Annotated in this window: 12 protein-coding genes and 6 tRNA genes; 5 read left to right on the top strand and 13 right to left on the bottom strand. The window is 43.0% G+C overall.

The features are described 5' to 3' along the window. Positions 1-17 precede the first annotated feature (17 nt). Positions 18-1,262, top strand: coding sequence for an NADH:flavin oxidoreductase/NADH oxidase family protein (locus tag RJ01_RS06655; RefSeq protein WP_034170466.1), 1,245 nt, complete (start codon positions 18-20; stop codon positions 1,260-1,262). 66 nt (positions 1,263-1,328) lie between these two features. Here the strand turns inward: RJ01_RS06655 and RJ01_RS06650 are convergent, their stop codons facing one another. The 12 genes from RJ01_RS06650 to pyrC form a co-directional block, all read right to left on the bottom strand. Beyond that, entirely contained in the window at positions 1,329-2,750 is a 1,422-nt protein-coding gene (locus RJ01_RS06650; RefSeq protein WP_034170465.1) for an iron-containing redox enzyme family protein, read from the bottom strand. Between the two features lie 303 nt (positions 2,751-3,053). Next, positions 3,054-3,129, bottom strand: a tRNA-Glu gene (locus RJ01_RS06645). A 45-nt stretch (positions 3,130-3,174) separates the two neighbouring features. After that, positions 3,175-3,250, bottom strand: a tRNA-Glu gene (locus tag RJ01_RS06640). 24 nt (positions 3,251-3,274) lie between these two features. Continuing rightward, positions 3,275-3,350: transfer RNA gene (locus tag RJ01_RS06635), tRNA-Glu, on the bottom strand. A gap of 131 nt (positions 3,351-3,481) precedes the next feature. Then, positions 3,482-4,393, bottom strand: a complete 912-nt coding sequence (locus tag RJ01_RS06630) for a hypothetical protein (protein ID WP_034170464.1) — start codon at positions 4,391-4,393, stop codon at positions 3,482-3,484. Between the two features lie 248 nt (positions 4,394-4,641). Beyond that, positions 4,642-5,532 carry an alpha/beta fold hydrolase gene (locus RJ01_RS06625; protein WP_034170463.1) on the bottom strand — a complete coding sequence of 297 codons (891 nt, stop codon included), beginning with the start codon at positions 5,530-5,532 and terminating at the stop codon, positions 4,642-4,644. Between the two features lie 84 nt (positions 5,533-5,616). After that, positions 5,617-7,029, bottom strand: coding sequence for an amino acid permease (locus RJ01_RS06620; protein WP_034170462.1), 1,413 nt, complete (start codon positions 7,027-7,029; stop codon positions 5,617-5,619). A gap of 110 nt (positions 7,030-7,139) precedes the next feature. Continuing rightward, positions 7,140-7,215: transfer RNA gene (locus RJ01_RS06615), tRNA-Glu, on the bottom strand. A 210-nt stretch (positions 7,216-7,425) separates the two neighbouring features. After that, positions 7,426-8,847 carry an amino acid permease gene (locus tag RJ01_RS06610; RefSeq protein WP_034170461.1) on the bottom strand — a complete coding sequence of 474 codons (1,422 nt, stop codon included), beginning with the start codon at positions 8,845-8,847 and terminating at the stop codon, positions 7,426-7,428. Between the two features lie 447 nt (positions 8,848-9,294). Then, positions 9,295-9,370, bottom strand: a tRNA-Glu gene (locus RJ01_RS06605). Between the two features lie 20 nt (positions 9,371-9,390). Next, positions 9,391-10,050 carry a ribonuclease T gene (rnt, locus tag RJ01_RS06600; RefSeq protein WP_034170460.1) on the bottom strand — a complete coding sequence of 220 codons (660 nt, stop codon included), beginning with the start codon at positions 10,048-10,050 and terminating at the stop codon, positions 9,391-9,393. Continuing rightward, positions 10,035-11,069 carry a dihydroorotase gene (gene pyrC / locus RJ01_RS06595; protein WP_034170459.1) on the bottom strand — a complete coding sequence of 345 codons (1,035 nt, stop codon included), beginning with the start codon at positions 11,067-11,069 and terminating at the stop codon, positions 10,035-10,037. The genes rnt and pyrC overlap by 16 nt, the downstream gene beginning before the upstream one ends. Positions 11,070-11,221: 152 nt before the next feature. On the opposite strand from pyrC, the gene RJ01_RS06590 reads away from it, so the two are divergent. Beyond that, positions 11,222-12,493 (top strand): GGDEF domain-containing protein, encoded by a 1,272-nt coding sequence (locus RJ01_RS06590; protein ID WP_034170458.1) that lies wholly within the window; start codon positions 11,222-11,224, stop codon positions 12,491-12,493. Between the two features lie 54 nt (positions 12,494-12,547). On the opposite strand, the gene argG is transcribed toward RJ01_RS06590, so the two are convergent. After that, on the bottom strand, positions 12,548-13,891 hold the full coding sequence (gene argG / locus RJ01_RS06585; protein ID WP_034170457.1) for an argininosuccinate synthase: 1,344 nt from the start codon (positions 13,889-13,891) through the stop codon (positions 12,548-12,550). Positions 13,892-14,134: 243 nt separating this feature from the next. Here argG and RJ01_RS06580 point away from each other — a divergent pair, with 243 nt between their 5' ends. The 3 genes from RJ01_RS06580 (at position 14,135) to RJ01_RS06570 (ending at position 16,850) form a co-directional block, all read left to right on the top strand. Further along, a complete protein-coding gene (locus RJ01_RS06580; protein ID WP_034170456.1) occupies positions 14,135-14,488 on the top strand; it encodes a hypothetical protein in 354 nt (117 codons plus the stop codon). Positions 14,489-14,635: 147 nt separating this feature from the next. After that, positions 14,636-16,672, top strand: a complete 2,037-nt coding sequence (locus RJ01_RS06575) for an NADPH-dependent 2,4-dienoyl-CoA reductase (RefSeq protein WP_034170455.1) — start codon at positions 14,636-14,638, stop codon at positions 16,670-16,672. Positions 16,673-16,759: 87 nt separating this feature from the next. Further along, a tRNA-Ser gene (locus tag RJ01_RS06570) sits at positions 16,760-16,850 on the top strand. The last annotated feature ends 185 nt before the right edge of the window (positions 16,851-17,035 follow it).

The following is a 17,035-nucleotide window of genomic DNA, read 5'->3' as shown; positions in this document are numbered from 1 at the left end:
ACATTTCAGGAAAGTACATGACACAATTGGCCGATTCCATCCAGATCCGTAATACCCAGTTTAAAAACCGTATCATTAAAGGTGCCATGAGTGAGGCGTTGGCGAATGATGCAGGCCAACCTAATCAAGCCCATTTAAAGTTGTATGAGGCTTGGGCCAAAGGCGGTTTAGGCTGTGCGATAACAGGTAATGTCATGGTGGATTTTCGTGCCAAGAATGAACCTGGTGTAGTGGTAGTAGAAACTGAACGTGACCTGGAAAAGTTAAAAGCCTGGGCGAATGTCGGCAAACGTCATGGCATGGTACAACTGGTACAGTTGTCTCATCCGGGGCGTCAATGCCCGAAAGGCTTGAACAAAGAAACTGTAGCACCTTCAGCTGTTCCTTTTAGTCCAGCATTGGCGATGAGTTTCGGTACGTCACGTGAACTGCGTGAAGATGAAATTTTAGATATTATCCAGCGCTTTGCGACTTCAGCTGCCATTTGTGAAAAGGCGGGATTTGAAGGCGTACAGCTACATGGTGCACATGGTTATCTGATTAGCCAGTTTTTATCGCCACTGACCAATAAACGTCAAGATCAGTGGGGTGGCAGTATTGAAAACCGCAGCCGATTTTTGCTAGAAGCCTATAAGGCGGTGCGTGCAGCAACTTCAGAGAATTTTATTATTTCAGTAAAATTAAATTCGGCAGACTTCCAGCGCGGTGGCATTAGTGAGGAAGACGTTATTTATGTTTTTAAGGCGATGGATGCAGCCGGGATCGATATTATTGAAGTTTCTGGTGGAACCTATGAAGCACCCGCAATGGCCGGGGTAAAAGCAGAGAAACGTAAAGCATCAACGATTGCCCGCGAAGCCTATTTCCTCGACTTTGCCGAAAAGATCCGTCAGGAAGTTAATTGTTATTTGATGGTGACGGGGGGCTTCCGTACCGCAGTGGGTATGAATGCAGCCCTTGACAGCGGCGCATGTGATTTTGTCGGTATTGCACGTCCATTTGCGGTCGAGCCTGATCTGGGTAACCGTCTGGTGGCTGGGCAGGATGTACGTTATGCAGTTGAGAAAATTAAAACCGGTATTCCGATGATCGATAAAATGGCGATTATGGAAATCATCTGGTATGCCGCGCAATTTAAGGAAATTGCCAAAGGTAATCGACCAAATCCAAAACTGTCACCTTTAAAGGTATTTTTAAATTATGTAAAGGGCAATGTGAAAGCTGTGATTAAAGGTCAGATCAATTCACGTAAATCGGCTTAATTTGCATAATGCATTGAAGTAAAAACAGGGCATATAAAATGCCCTGTTTTTTTATGAATCATCTTTTTAAGAATAAGTCATGGCTTGAGTCTGGAAAGGGAAGAGCAGCTTGGAAAGCTGACGTGTTGCCCACAAACCCACTTCCTGATGATGCATATGCGGTGCCACGTAAGGAATCAATAAATCAATCTTTTGTTCGGCAGCGGCACAGCGATTCAGACGGCTTTTCAGCTGATGGATCTGCTGCTGGTCGATACGGTTCAGCACCGGTTCCATCTGGTTATGTACTTGAGATCTGCTACGTGATGGCAGACGAGCAGCAAAAGTCTCACTTTGAATCCAGTCTTTAATAATCTGTTTTTCAGTGGCATTAAATACACCAAACATTTTGCCATCTGGATCATCAATCATTTTCCAGAAACGGCTTTGTTCAACAGGTGCGTCTTTTACAATCCAGCCTTTTTCAATCATGACTTTCAGGAAGTCCGCAATCTGTGCCGGATCGGATAACCATTCATTAATGGTCTTGCCACTAAACTGGCATTTCTGGTTATGAATATATTGTCCAATCAGCGCTTTGTTCTGGAACACTTTCAAAGCCAGTTTTTCAGTATCCAGTTGCTTGATGATCTGGGTAGAACTTTTGCCAATGTCATTCAGCACATAACCTTTTTTAATCAGGTCAAGATACTGGGCAGGATCTTCAGCGAGTGCATACTGATCTAAATACGCTTGCAGAGATTTTTGCGCATGACCGTTGTGAGCATTATCAATGGTAATGTGTACATTGAAATAATGTGGATCAATACCGAGTTCAGACAGCTCATAATTGGTAATTAACAGGTGTAAGGGCAGCTGCTCATAACCCAGATTGAAGCCAATCACTAAAGGCAAATACTCGGGTGGTGCATAGCCCAGTGCGAGCTGTACGGCTGCTTGTTCATAATAGCTGGCATCCAGTTGCTCGGCATAGCTGTTCAGTTCATAATGATTCAGCAAGTCCTGATACATGGTGACATGATTGGCACGAGTATGACCCATGCCCAGTTCTTCCAGATAGATATAAATCAGGTCTTTGGTTTCCGGACGATTCCAGTTTTGCACAGTTGAATACAGCCATGAGCCGTCTACCAGTTTTACAGGTGCGACTTTGGCCAGGAACTCAAATGCGTGTGACACAGTCGGGAAGTACTCGCGTCCTTGCTGCTGTTTACGCCGTTCTACATACGACTGGAAAATTGCGCAGGTTTGGTGGTGCTGTTCCAGAAAATATTGCTCTACATGTCTGGGTTGATCTAGCCATTCCAGCCCAGCCACATCAACTTGCTGGATTAAGTCTCTTAAATAGTTCTCAGCCTGTTCGGTCTTTACTGCCGTCGAAATCTGTTGATCTTGAAAGAAGTTGACCCAATCTTTAAAGTTATTAAATTGATGATTATGATTTTTAATAGATGATTCAGGCGAACTTAACTTTGTACTGACGAACATAATCTGATCCTTGCAGATATATTATGCTTTCTAACTTAACGGCATGCTTATACCACCGGTGTTGATTTTTTGTTCGGATTTATAGTGCGATTGCTGTAAATGAAAATGAATGGATAACGAGTTGAAGAGAAATGTAAAAGAATAAGATTTTTGAATGAATTATTTATAAACAAATAAAATTGCAATCGAGACAATTTGATCAAACATTAAAAAACAGGAATGAAGGAACATGCAATAAAAAAGCCCAAGTCATCATGCTTGGGCTTTTTTATGAGAAGTTAATTAAATTAACCATCTCGAAAATGGCGTCCCTACGGGGATTCGAACCCCGGTTACCGCCGTGAAAGGGCGATGTCCTAGGCCTCTAGACGATAGGGACAGTATAGAAGTGATATTTTAAACCAGAACTTTTGATTTGAAGTAATGGCGTCCCTACGGGGATTCGAACCCCGGTTACCGCCGTGAAAGGGCGATGTCCTAGGCCTCTAGACGATAGGGACTTAATAAAATATGACTTCTGAAATTGGCGTCCCTACGGGGATTCGAACCCCGGTTACCGCCGTGAAAGGGCGATGTCCTAGGCCTCTAGACGATAGGGACGTTTCAGAGGTGGGCGTATATTAGGGTGAAAACAGAGGGGTGTCAAACGCTTTTCCAGAGTTTTTTGGAATTTTTCTTTTGAGTGCATAAATTTAAAACAATATTAGTAGAATACTTGAAAAATGCCGGATTTAAGCCGGATTTTTAAGTAATTCCAGAATAGCTTCAACGACCTGAGGATGTAGTAAATAGCCAGTAATATCATGTGGACGATGAATATGTGTACGAATGCCATGATTGATGATTTCAGGTTCAAACTTGAATGGCGGTTGAGTAAGTGGAATGGCGGTAAGATAATCATCTGTTGAATAGAAATTGATCCAGTCGCCTTTAATTGCCGCAGGTCGTACCACCGGTTGTGCCAGGCTGGATTGAATCACCTGAAAGGCTAATGGTGAACCTAAAGTAATAAAACGCTGTACATTCAGTTCAGGGTGCTGGATGAGATGATTATAGGCAATCACACTTCCTAAAGAATGGGCAATGACAATGCAGGGTTTGCGACCACTCAGTTGTCTGGCAATCCGTTCATGTACTTCCCTCATGAAATCAGGATTATCGAGATAAAGATAAGTTTCAATCAGAAATCTCTGCAACAGATTGCGATGCAGAGTGGGAAAATAATTGAGCAATAAGGCAAAATCCCGAAGCGCCACATTCCTGCCGAGAGCGGTAAAATAATTGAATTTCTGTCTGAAATCCATGGTGTCACTTGAACCGGGTTGGGAAAAATCGGTAATTGTGGGCCTACGCCAGCCAGGACGTGGAACAGGGGCAGGAAGCTGAGGTTGAGCCGGCTTGCGAAAAGGAAAGCTGGGCCATTCCTGTGGCATCAGGGTGCCGGCTTCTAGAATATTGCGGACGTTATAACGTGAAAGCAGATCGCCATAAAATGGAATACGAATGTGGCGTTTTAAATAACTAAATCTGGCATCTTGTTGATGTTTGCGCATCCCTTTTTGAAGTATATGGAGCCAGCGCTGGCGGATGGAGGCAGCGCTATGATGTTGCTGATTCATTCCATGAATAAAAATAACTTTCATCGACACCCCACTGAGTTCGATAGAATTATATTTACAGTATAGAAAAAATTAACGTAGCAAAAGCAGCGCTTTTTGTGGTGTTAATGTGTAAATTATCTTTGATAAAACAATAATTAACAGACATCTGTATATTTATGAAAGAGTCATAAATAAACCAGAAAATGAGTAGGTATGGATAAAGAATTTTACTGAGCAGAAAAATAGTGCATAGGAAATATTAAAATTAAATCTGTAAATTAAGATGCTTTTTAGAGTAATTCTAGCAAGGCTTTGATGACTTCCGGATGCTGGACATAGCCATCAATATCATGAGGATGATAAATCGAAGTACGAATCTCCCGATTGATAATTGCCGGCTGAAACTGAAAAGGCGGTTCTGATAATGGAAAGGCAGTCAGAAAGTCATTGCTGCAATAAAAATTAATCCAGTCACCTTTAATAGCTTCTGGCCGATGAATAGGTTGGGGCAAATGTTCCTGAATGACCCGGAAAGCCATTGGTGATCCCATGCTGATAAAACGCTGTACATTCAGTTCTGGATGCAGAAGCAGATAATGATAGGCAATCACACTTCCTAAAGAATGAGCCATCAGGATACAGGGTTTATCGCCATGCATTTTCTGGCCAATTCGCTGATGCACCTGCTGCATGAATGTGGAATTTGCCAGATAAGAATAGGTTTCAATCAGGAATTTTTTGATCAGCGTATCATGCAGCTGAGGGAAATGATTCAGTAAGATTACAAAATCCCGTAATAGAGTATTCCGGCTTAATATACTAATAAACTTCAGCTTCTGGTTAAAGGTCATGGCATCCTCAACCTTTAGCTCGGGAATTTCACAAATTTCAGGTGAATATTGATTGAGATGGGGTGGTGGCTGGGATTTAATTGGAGACTGGAAAGGAAAGCGAGGCCAGTCTTGCGGCATTAAGGTGCTGGCATTTAGCACATTATGTAAATGATGACGGGACAGTAAGTCGCCATAAAAAGGGATACGGATATGCCGTTTCAGATAAGCAAAATGTGCCTGTTGATGTGACTGTTCCAGACCGCGTTTTAGTAGACTCAGCCAACGTTGACGCAGAGACGCAGAACTGAATTTCTGCTTGTTCATGCCATGAATATAAATAATTTTCATCGACACACCACGCTGGCTGCCTAGAACATTTTCAGTATAAATAAAAAAGAGCAGCCGAAGCTGCTCTTTTGGTCATTTTAATGTTTAAGCATTTTTGTGATAGAACTTGTAGTAGCTGGCATAGCACAGTGCGATAAACAGCAAGCAGCCAAAGAAACTGATACGCATGCTCGGATCAAACACCATACTGATACAGGTAATCAGACAGAACAGAAAACCCAGAATCGGTACGATCGGGAACAATGGCGCAGCAAAATCAAGATCCTTCGCTGTTTTACCCTGTTTGTACCATTCACGGCGGAAGTTGAACATGCTGAGACAGATGCTCATCCAGACCACCACCATGGTAAATGCTGCAATACCTAGCAAGTTCGTGAAGATGGTTTCCGGGGCAAACTGTTCAGACAGCAAACCAGGCATACCGCCAATCATGGTGACAATGACTGCAATATAAGGTACACCACGCGCATTTAAGCGGGAAAATACTGCTGGTAACTGTTTGCTGTAAGACAATGACCACATCATACGGGATGCAGCGAATAGACCTGAGTTAGCAGCAGACAGCAGTGCTGTAATAATCACAAAGCGGATAATATCTTCGGCATAAGGAATACCAATATGCTGGAATACTGTCACGAATGGACTGCTACTGACACCTTCAGCTGCCAGACCTGCTTCCTGATGCGGAAGAAGGGAGGTCACCACAATAATTGTACCTACAAAGAAAATCAGTAAGCGGAAAATTGCAGTATTAATCGCTTTCGGTACATTTTTGGCAGGATCTTTAGTTTCACCAGCAGCCACACCAATCAGTTCAGTTCCAGAGAAAGCGAAGTTTACAATCAGCATAGTTGTGAAGATTGGAAATAAACCTTCCGGGAACCAGCCTTGAGCTGTCAGGTTACTGAATAGCGGAGCAGTTTCCTGTCCTTGGTAGCTTACTACACCAAAAATAGCGAGTAGGCCAAGCAGGATAAAGGTCACGACAGTAACGACTTTAACCAGTGCTAGCCAGAATTCTGATTCAGCAAACCAGCGGGTGGAAATCATATTCAGTGCGAATACGAAAGCACCAAAAATCAATGTCCACATCCACATGGAGCTATCTGGGAACCATTCCTGCATTAATAAGGCTGCAGCGGTAAATTCAGTTCCCAGAGTTACTGACCAGGTCAGCCAGTATAGCCAGGTAATGGTGTAGCCAGTCCCTGGTCCAATATAGCGTTTGGCATAGGCGCCAAATGAGCCCGATTCGGGCATATGAACGGCAAGTTCACCCAGACATAGCATAACCATGTAAGCGATGATCCCGCCAAGGAGATAAGCAAGAATGGCACCTACAGGCCCCGTTTGTGCAATGACTTCACCCGAACCTAAAAATAGGCCTGTTCCGATTGCGCCGCCAAGCGAAATCATGACCAGATGTCGAGTACTCATAGCGCGTTTTAAAGGCGCAGAATTGCCCTGATGCGTAGCATCATTCGGAGATGAGTGCATAGGAGTCGAAAAAATAAGAGAATGAAGCGGGTTATTGTAGTGAAAAACTACAAATCTGCAACGTATTAATATGGATTATGTATAAGACTTGATCGTGTGCGATCAGATAATGGCGTCCCTACGGGGATTCGAACCCCGGTTACCGCCGTGAAAGGGCGATGTCCTAGGCCTCTAGACGATAGGGACGTTGCGAGGTGATGGCTATATTAAGGACTAAGCCGGACTTTGTCAAAAGAGTTTTTACTAAAATGTATTTAACAGTTTAAACATTAGGCAAAACAAAAACTTTATTTTATTAAGATGTTATTTTCTGAACGGATTTACCTGATATGAAAAAATAAACCCAATCGGAATTGGGTTTATTAAAGAAATTATTTCAGTTCAAAAGTTTAGAATTTAAGCTTTTTGATGATAAAGCCAGTAGTAACTTGCATAACATGCTGCCATAAACAATAAACAGCCAATAAAACCAGAGAGCATTTCAGGGTCAGCTGCCATACTCAGGCCAGTTGCAGTACAAGTTACAAAACCTAGAATGGGAACTAAAGGGAACCAAGGTGTACGGAATTTTAGTTCAGAGACGCTATGACCAGACTTCAGCCATTGGTGACGGAAATTAAACTGGCTCCAGCAGATACTCATCCAGACAATCACCATGGTAAAAGCGGCAACACCCATCAGGTTCTTGAAAATAACATCAGCACCAAACTGTTCAGAGAGCAGACCAGGCAAACCGCCAATCATGGTGACCCAGACTGCTACATAAGGCACGCCGGATTTGCTGACTTTAGCAAACAGTCGCGGTAACTGGTTTTGTGAAGACAATGCCCACATCATCCGTGAAGCCGCATAAAGGCCAGAGTTTGCAGTCGACAGCAGTGCAGTGATAATTACGAAACGGATAAAATCTTCGGCATAAGGAATACCCATCTGGGTAAACACAGATACAAACGGACTGCTGCTTAAGCCCCCATGACCACCGACCTGTAGACCTGCATCGGTATAAGTCAGTAATGAGCTGATCACAATGATGGTACCGACAAAGAAAATTATCAGACGCCATACTGCAGCATGAATTGCTTTCGGTACATTTTTCGCAGGATTTTCGGTTTCACCGGCTGCGATCCCGATCATCTCGGTACCATTAAAGGCAAAGTTCACGATTAGTAATGTGGTGAATAACGGAATTAAACCATTTGGCAGCCAGCCATGTTCAGTCAGATTGCTGAACAGCGGTGCGGATTCATAACCTTGAAATGGAATAAAGCCAAAGATACAACCAAAGCCCAGAATAATGAAAATCAGTACAGTCGCAACTTTAACCAGTGACAGCCAGAATTCTGATTCGGCAAAGGTACGGGTTGAGCTTAAATTGGAGAGCAGTACACCTGCAGCAAAGATCAATGTCCATAACCAGATCGAAGTTTGGGGAAACCATTCCTGCATCAAAATCGCAGCGGCAGTAAATTCGGTTCCCAAGGTGGCTGACCAGCCGAGCCAGTACATCCAGGACACCATATAGCCTGTACCCGGTCCAATATAATGGGTTGCAAAGGCACCAAACACGGGTAAATGTACGGCCAGTTCACCAAGACAGAGCATTACCATATAGGCAATCAAACCACCAATAATATAGGCAAGGACTGCGCCCAAAGGTCCAGCTTGTGAAATCACTTCACCTGAACCCATAAACAGACCAGTACCGATCGCACCACCAAGGGAGAGCATGATCAGATGACGTGTGCCCATGGCACGTTTTAACGACGGAGTTTGACCCTCAACAGACGAATGCTGTGAAGGTGGAGAGGGAGATTGCATAGCTCAATTAAAAGGAGAGATTTAAAAAGTATTTTAGTTTTAATTATGTGAAATATCACATAAATTGGAATTTCCTCATAAAGTTGTTTTTTTAATTTGAAAAATAAATATTTACAAAGTCTCTTAAAAACTAGTGATCTGGAGTCTGGTATTGCTCAGTTGATGTTTTTTCAGCAGATGTAGTTTCTGTTGAGGTCTCAGCAGTTTTATCATCGCGACTAATCACATAAATATAAATCGCTGAAGGGGCCAGAATAAGTAAAACAAGCAGGATTTTCTTTAACATGGGAAAATTGATTAAAACCTAATATCAACTTGATTATAGCCTAAGCAGATGAGAAAGGGCACTAAACTCAGTCATGCAAATTTATAACAATAGGATTGAAAGCAATAATAAGAAAAAGAGGTTTCTTGGAAAAAATAAAAGAAGAAGGGGGATAAATAAGATGGCGTCCCTACGGGGATTCGAACCCCGGTTACCGCCGTGAAAGGGCGATGTCCTAGGCCTCTAGACGATAGGGACGTTTAGAAGATGGCGGTATCTTATTGATCCGCCACCAAAGTGTCAAGCAGGTGAGGTGCGAGTTTGTTTAAAATATAGCAAAACAGTTCCGCAGTCTTTTGCGTATCGTATAACGCAGAGTGTGCTTCTTTGCCATCAAACTCAATCCCGGCCTGAATACAAGATTTAGCCAGAACCGTTTGACCGAACATCACCGCACTTAACGTCACGGTATCAAACACAGAAAAACTGTGGAACGGGTTCTGGTTTTTGGTTCCGGTACGGGCAATTGCGGCCTGTACAAAGCCCAAATCAAAATGCGCATTATGACCGACCAAAACGGCATGTGTACAATTTTGCTGACGACGCACTTCATTGACCGATTTAAAAATACGTTTTAACGCGGTTTTTTCATCTTCAGCCATCGCGATCCGCATCGGATTTGACGGGTCAATCCCAATAAATTCCAAAGAACGGCGATCCAGGTTGGCACCTTCGAAAGGATTGATATGTGCATGGTAAGCTTCACCGGGCACAAACTGGCCATTTTCATTATAAACAATAGGAATGGCCGCAATTTCTAACAAGGCATCAGTCTGTGCATTAAAGCCCGCTGTTTCAACATCGACAACAACAGGCAAAAATCCACGGAAACGCTGACCAATGACTGGAAGAGTTTCATTTGTCACATTTTTCTCCATTGAATGGTTTTTCCTGCATATAGCGGAACGATTTGTTCACCATCCAAGTAGTCTAGACTTTCAGGAATAACTTGATCTTCTTTGACCAACGTAATGGTTTTGGTATTACGTGGGAGGCCGTAGAAATCTGCACCAAAATGGCTAGCAAAACCTTCTAGACGGTCGATTTTACCTACTTGATCAAAGGCCTGAGCATATAACTCAATTGCAGTCAGTGCACTATAGCATCCTGCGCAGCCACACGCATTTTCTTTGGCATTTTTTGAGTGCGGTGCACTGTCGGTGCCTAAGAAAAATTTAGGATTACCGCTGGTTGCTACTTCAAGCAACGTTTGCTGATGCGTCTGACGTTTTAAAATTGGCAGGCAATAGAAGTGCGGCTTGATCCCACCAACCAGCATATCATTACGGTTAAACAGTAAGTGCTGTGGAGTAATGGTCGCAGCTACATTACGATCCTGTTCCAGCACGAAATTAGCTGCTTCGCTGGTGGTAATGTGTTCCAGAACCAGTTTCAGTTTCGGGAACTGTTTCAGTAACGGTGCTAAGACTTCGTCTAGAAAGCGTTTTTCACGGTCAAAAATATCGACATGGTTATGCGTCACTTCACCGTGCAGCAATAAAGGCACCTGATGCTCTTCCAGCTGTTCAATGACAGAATATACTTTACTAATGTCGCTTACACCGCTATCCGAGTTGGTGGTTGCGCCAGCAGGGTAAAGTTTAATGGCATTGACATGCTCAGAATCTTTAATCTTTTTGACTTCACTTGGAGAGGTATTATCTGTGAAATACAGCACCATGCGTGGATCAAAATCGCTACCTTCAGGAACATGCGCCATAATACGTTCACGATAGCTTAATGCTTCTTCCACAGTTTTAACTGGGGGAACAAGGTTCGGCATACAGATTGCGCGGGAAAACTGTTTGGCTAGATCAGGAACGGTGCGTTGCAGAGCGAGACCATCACGCAAGTGGGCATGCCAGTCGTCTGGCTGGAGAAGGGTAATCGTATTCAAGGCGAATTCAATCGGAGAAATAAAACAAATGATAATGCATCTATGGCCAAAATGGTAACGAGAAATATATACAAAATAAGGGATATCTATAAATTAATTTATAAAAGTATGATATTTTAAAATTAATAAAAAAATTACATAAATACTTGGCAATGGAATACAAGTACAATCTAGCAAAATTGCAAGATGAAAAAGAAAAAATAGAAGAATTAATCACACGGCAAAGTCAGCGTGTAGGTTCGATTTTCCCTCAGAATCTGGAACAGGAGTTCTGGAGCAAAAACCTGGAGCGAGCACGTAAACATGTCGAAAAATATGTTTGGGCAGGAGTACTGACCTATTTTATTTTTCTGCTCGTTATGGTTCCAACGGACTACTGGATTATCGATTCACAATATTTCGTACAAGATTTTGTGCGCTGTATGCTGGGGCTGATCAATGGTAGTCTAGCTTTACTTGCTTTTTATTTCTTCTCCTGTCTACCTAAAATCAAACGCTTTTTTCCGCAAGCTTCCATGCTGCTGATGTTCTGGATGATAGTCTCGACCTCCTATCTGACCATGTCCATTCAAACAGTAAGCTTGCAACATCAGTCGATGGCGATCATCACCATTATCTACATTCTGGGTTATATTCTGACCGGAGTAAAACCTTTACAGATGTTAATCATGGGGGTATTTGCTGCACTTTGTACAGTCTGGCTGTTATCCATGTTATCGATCGACTTTAATGCGCTGGTCTTGGGACGGATTCTGATCGGCAGTAGCCTATTGGGATGTGTGATTAGTTATATGCTTTTTGCCCGTGAGCGAATGATTTTTCTCTATACTATGCGGGCCAGAATCAGTGAGAAAATTCAGCGGATTCATACCACAGAATTACTGCATTTAAGCCAGCATGATGAACTGACCAAAATCTCTAATCGACGAACTTTCGATGAAACACTGGATATCTTTTTTGAACGTTCCCGTCGTAATCAGCATGCTTTGGCGATTTTGTTTATCGATGTCGATCACTTTAAAAACTATAACGATTTTTATGGACATCAAAAAGGGGACGATGTAATTTCCAGTATTGCCTTTACCATTAAAAATGCGATTCGGCATATGGATTTTGTGGCCCGTTATGGTGGTGAAGAGTTTGTCGTACTGCTTCCGGAAACCGATGCGCATGGCGCCTATGCAGTGGCTTCCAATATCTTTAATGCAATTGAGCGTCTGGAAATTCCACATGAGAAATCTGGTGTAGATGATCACATCACTATTAGTTTAGGCATTACCGTTTATCGTGGTGAAGACTTTATTGATAAGGATGCCTTATTGGGAATTGCCGATCAGGCGTTGTATCGGGCCAAACAGTTGGGTCGAAACCAGATTTATTATCAGTCGATCCGCACCGTAAACCCGAACAGCGTGAATACCTAAATCGAATCCATAAAAAAACCGCTCAGATGAGCGGTTTTTTTGACCTTAACAAACTTATTTGTTTTTGTCTTTTAATTGAGGTACTGCAGAACCTGTACCTACTGCAAGTAAGCCAGAATCTGTATAGATACCCAGTTTCGCACGTGTATCTGTGATGTCCAGGTTACGCATAGTCAACTGACCGATACGATCTGCTGGAGAGAACATAGAATCACCTTTCTCCATAGTCAAACGCTCAGCTTCATAAGTGAGGTTAGGAGATTCAGTGTTCATGATGGTGTAGTCATTACCACGACGCAGTTCTAAAGTCACAGTACCAGTGATAGCTTTAGCTACCCAACGCTGTGCAGTTTCACGAAGCATCAATGCTTGAGAATCGAACCAGCGACCTTGGTACAGAAGACGACCCAAACGAAGACCGTTGATACGGTATTGTTCGATCGTATCTTCGTTATGAATACCAGTGACCAGACGTTCATAAGCGATGTGAAGAAGGGCCATACCCGGAGCTTCGTAGATACCACGAGATTTCGCTTCGATGATACGGTTTTCGATCTGATCCGACATACCTAGACCATGACGGCCACCAATACGGTTCGCTTCAAGAATGAACTCAACTGGATCTTCGATACGTTGACTATTGATTGCAACAGGGAAACCTTCTTCAAAAGTAATCGATACTTCTTCAGGTTTGATTTCAACGTCTTCTTTCCAGAATGCAACGCCCATGATTGGGTCTACGATTTTGATACCGGCATTCAGGTATTCTAGATCTTTGGCTTCGTGAGTCGCACCCAACATGTTTGAGTCAGTTGAGTAAGCTTTCTCTTTTGACATTTTGTAGTCAAAGCCATTGTCGATCAGGAACTGTGACATTTCTGCACGGCCACCTAGCTCGTCAATGAAGGTCTGGTCTAACCAAGGTTTGTAGATTTTCAGGTTAGGGTTAGTCAACAGACCGTAGCGGTAGAAACGCTCGATGTCGTTACCTTTATAAGTAGAACCGTCACCCCAGATGTTCACGTCATCTTCTTTCATTGCAGTTACCAGCATGGTACCTGTTACTGCACGGCCAAGAGGAGTCGTGTTGAAGTATGGAACGCCACCTGTAGAAATGTGGAACGCGCCACATTGAATTGCAGCAATACCCTCTAATGCAAGCTGTAAACGGCAGTCGATCAAACGTGCTTTTACTGCGCCATAAGCTTCAGCTTTTTTTGGAATCGCATCGTAATCGTCTTCGTCTGGCTGACCCAGGTTTGCTGTGTAAGCATAAGGTTCAGCGCCTTTTTGTTTCATCCACAAAAGAGCTGCAGAAGTATCTAGACCGCCAGAAAAGGCAATACCAACTTTTTTGCCTACTGGGACATTCTGCAAGATAGTTGCATTATCAGACATTGTTCATCCTAATGATATGAAATAGGCACACCAGAAGTGGTGGCCTGAAAAAACACATATTGCGTCAATTGTATCATTATTTTATTTAGGTTTGCTTTAGAAAAGAAAAAACTCGTTTCAAAATCTTGATTCAATAGGCTTAGATAATCATAAAATTACCGTATTTTTGACAAATACTTAAAAATAGGAAAATCTGGGAAGATTCAATAACATCATTAAAAAAACATCTTCAGGATAGCCCTCATGAGCCCGAATATTCCTCCTTTACCTAATCTGCAACCGGCTGCCAAAAATGAAACCCTGTCGATTGTGCATGGAATCTATGCCGGTTTGCTGGTTTTTAGTACGGTTGCATTTTTATATCTGGAATATCAGCAGTCGACGATTTCCATGTTGAGTCTGGTTATTGTGTTGCTACTTTTGGCTGTGCTGATTGTTTTGAATATTCAGGCCTGTCTCAAGGTAAAACAGGGCAATGGTTCAGGACGCACCTTGTCCAGAATTATGGCGATCCTGATGCTGCTCAGTTTTCCCATTGGTACAGTACTCGGTGTAATTGCCTTATGGAAATCGAGCAAAAATCAATGGCAGCAATAAATTCACCATTAAGTTACGGCGTAAATATCACAATTGGTATTTGTGCCTGAGAAAGCGGACCTGATAGTCATAAAAAGCCTCTAAAAATCAGTTAAAGTACATTGATAAGATTTAAGCTTTTAGCCAAATAAGAATCAGGGATATTTTATGACAACGACGCGCTATGCAAATATTTTAAAACCATTACATCTGGGTTTCACCACGATTAAAAACCGTGTGGTGATGGGATCAATGCATACGGGCTTGGAAGATCGGTTTTATAATTATCCTAAACTGGCAGCTTATTTTGGTGAACGTGCCAAAGGTGGTGTGGGTCTCCTGATTACTGGCGGGATTTCACCGAATCGTCAGGGCTGGTTATTGCCCGCTGGTGGAACGATGAATACCTTGGGTGATGTTGCACCGCACCGACTGGTTACGCATGCCGTGCATAAGCATGGGGCCAAGATTCTGTTGCAAATTTTGCATGCCGGACGTTATGGCTATCAGCCTTTTGTGGTATCTGCGAGCCCGATCAAATCGCCAATTTCACCCTTTAAACCACGTCAGATGTCTGAAAACCAGATTCTGGATACGGTTCAGGACTATGTTAAAACTGCAAAACTGGCTAAAAAAGCGGGCTATGACGGCGTGGAAATCATGGGATCTGAAGGGTATTTGATTAACCAGTTTTTAAGCCGTCACGTCAATCAGCGTACTGATCGCTGGGGTGGAGAAATTGAAAACCGCATGCGTTTTGCGGTGGAGATTGTTAAAGCAATCCGTGCTGAAATTGGTGAAAAATTTATTATCTGTTTCCGCTTGTCCTTGCTAGATCTGGTGCATGATGGCAATACTATGCAGGAAGTGATTACAGTGGCTAAAGCACTAGAGAAGGCTGGAATAACTTTGCTTAATACCGGTATTGGCTGGCATGAAGCACGTATTCCGACGATTGTCACTTCAGTTCCTCGTGCTGCATTCGTAGATTACACCGCAGAAGTCAAAAAGCATGTTACTGTTCCAGTCATTGCATCGAACCGGATTAATATGCCAGAAACTGCTGAAGCGATTTTGGCATCGGGTCAGGCAGATATGGTGCAAATGGCACGCCCACTATTGGCAGATGCATTCTGGGTGAATAAGACAGCAACCAATCGTGTTGATGAAATTAATACCTGTATCGCCTGTAATCAGGCCTGTCTGGATCATACATTTAAAAATAAACGCGCTACCTGTTTAGTGAATCCACGTGCTGGTTATGAAACCGAACTGGTTTATGTCAAAACCAAAAAGCCTAAAGGGATTGCCGTGGTGGGTGGTGGTGTGGCAGGTTTATCCGCAGCCACAGTCGCTGCCAGCCGCGGTCATGATGTGACTTTGTTTGAAGCTACTAGTGAAGTGGGTGGGCAATTTAATCTGGCCAAAGTGATTCCAGGCAAAGAAGAATTCCATGAAACCATTCGCTATTTTAAAGTACAACTGGAAAAAACTGGGGTAGATGTCCGTTTAAATACTCGAGTGAATCGGGAGCAATTGGAACGCGAAGGTTTTGATGAAGTCATTGTTGCTACGGGCGTTGTTCCGCGTGAATTGAAAATTGCCGGTAGTGATGCACCTCAAGTTCTGTCTTATGCTGAAGTATTGCGCGGTGCACCAGTAGGAGATCGTGTCGCGGTCATTGGTGCCGGTGGAATCGGTTTTGATGTATCAGAATTTTTATTAAAGCCCCCGCATCAGCCGCAACCACAACCTGTAGATGAATGGAAACGGGAGTGGGGTGTAGATCTGCATGCTAATTATGTAAGTGAAGGCGGACTGCAGCCAGCAGAACTCGAGCCACCAGTCCGGGAAATTTATTTATTACAGCGTAAAACTACTGCTTTAGGAGCAGGTTTGGGTAAAACCACAGGTTGGGTTCATCGTGCCCAACTAAAAAAACATGGCGTGCGCATGTTACGCGGCGTGCACTATAAATCGATCACGGATGAAGGTTTGTGGATTGAAGTGGATGGGCATGATCAGTTGCTGCGTGTAGATACGGTCGTCGTTTGTGCTGGTCAGGAGTCAGTCAAAGATGTCATGCCTTCAGAGGATCAAAAGACTTTAGCGAATTACCATATTATTGGTGGAGCAAAGCTGGCTGCTGAGCTGGATGCCAAGCGTGCAATTCGTGAAGGGGCAGAATTGGCAGCAAAATTGTAAGGATTTGATGAAACTATATGCAGTTGATGAGATTCACTGTAATTTTCACTTGTCAGTCGCCTAAAAGCTCCGTATTATTGCGCACATGGAAGCGTGGCAGAGCGGTTTAATGCACCGGTCTTGAAAACCGACGAGGGCTTATACCCCTCCGTGAGTTCGAATCTCACCGCTTCCGCCAAATTTTGAATTAAGCCCTTGTATTTGCAAGGGCTTTTTTCTTGTCTATGATTTTACCCCCACAACCTACCCCTCATCAAATTTTGGATTGGATTGGCTATTTTTAGCTGTATTTAGAAAACTAAGGAATGTAGTTTAAAAACTGTATTTAAAACTAACTAGGGTCTGTTGACATTTACTGTTCAT

This window comes from Acinetobacter sp. YZS-X1-1 (genome assembly GCF_000804305.1).
Lineage (GTDB): Bacteria > Pseudomonadota > Gammaproteobacteria > Pseudomonadales > Moraxellaceae > Acinetobacter > Acinetobacter variabilis.
Note: the sequence above shows the minus strand (reverse complement) of the source record. Positions and strands in the feature narration are given on the sequence as shown.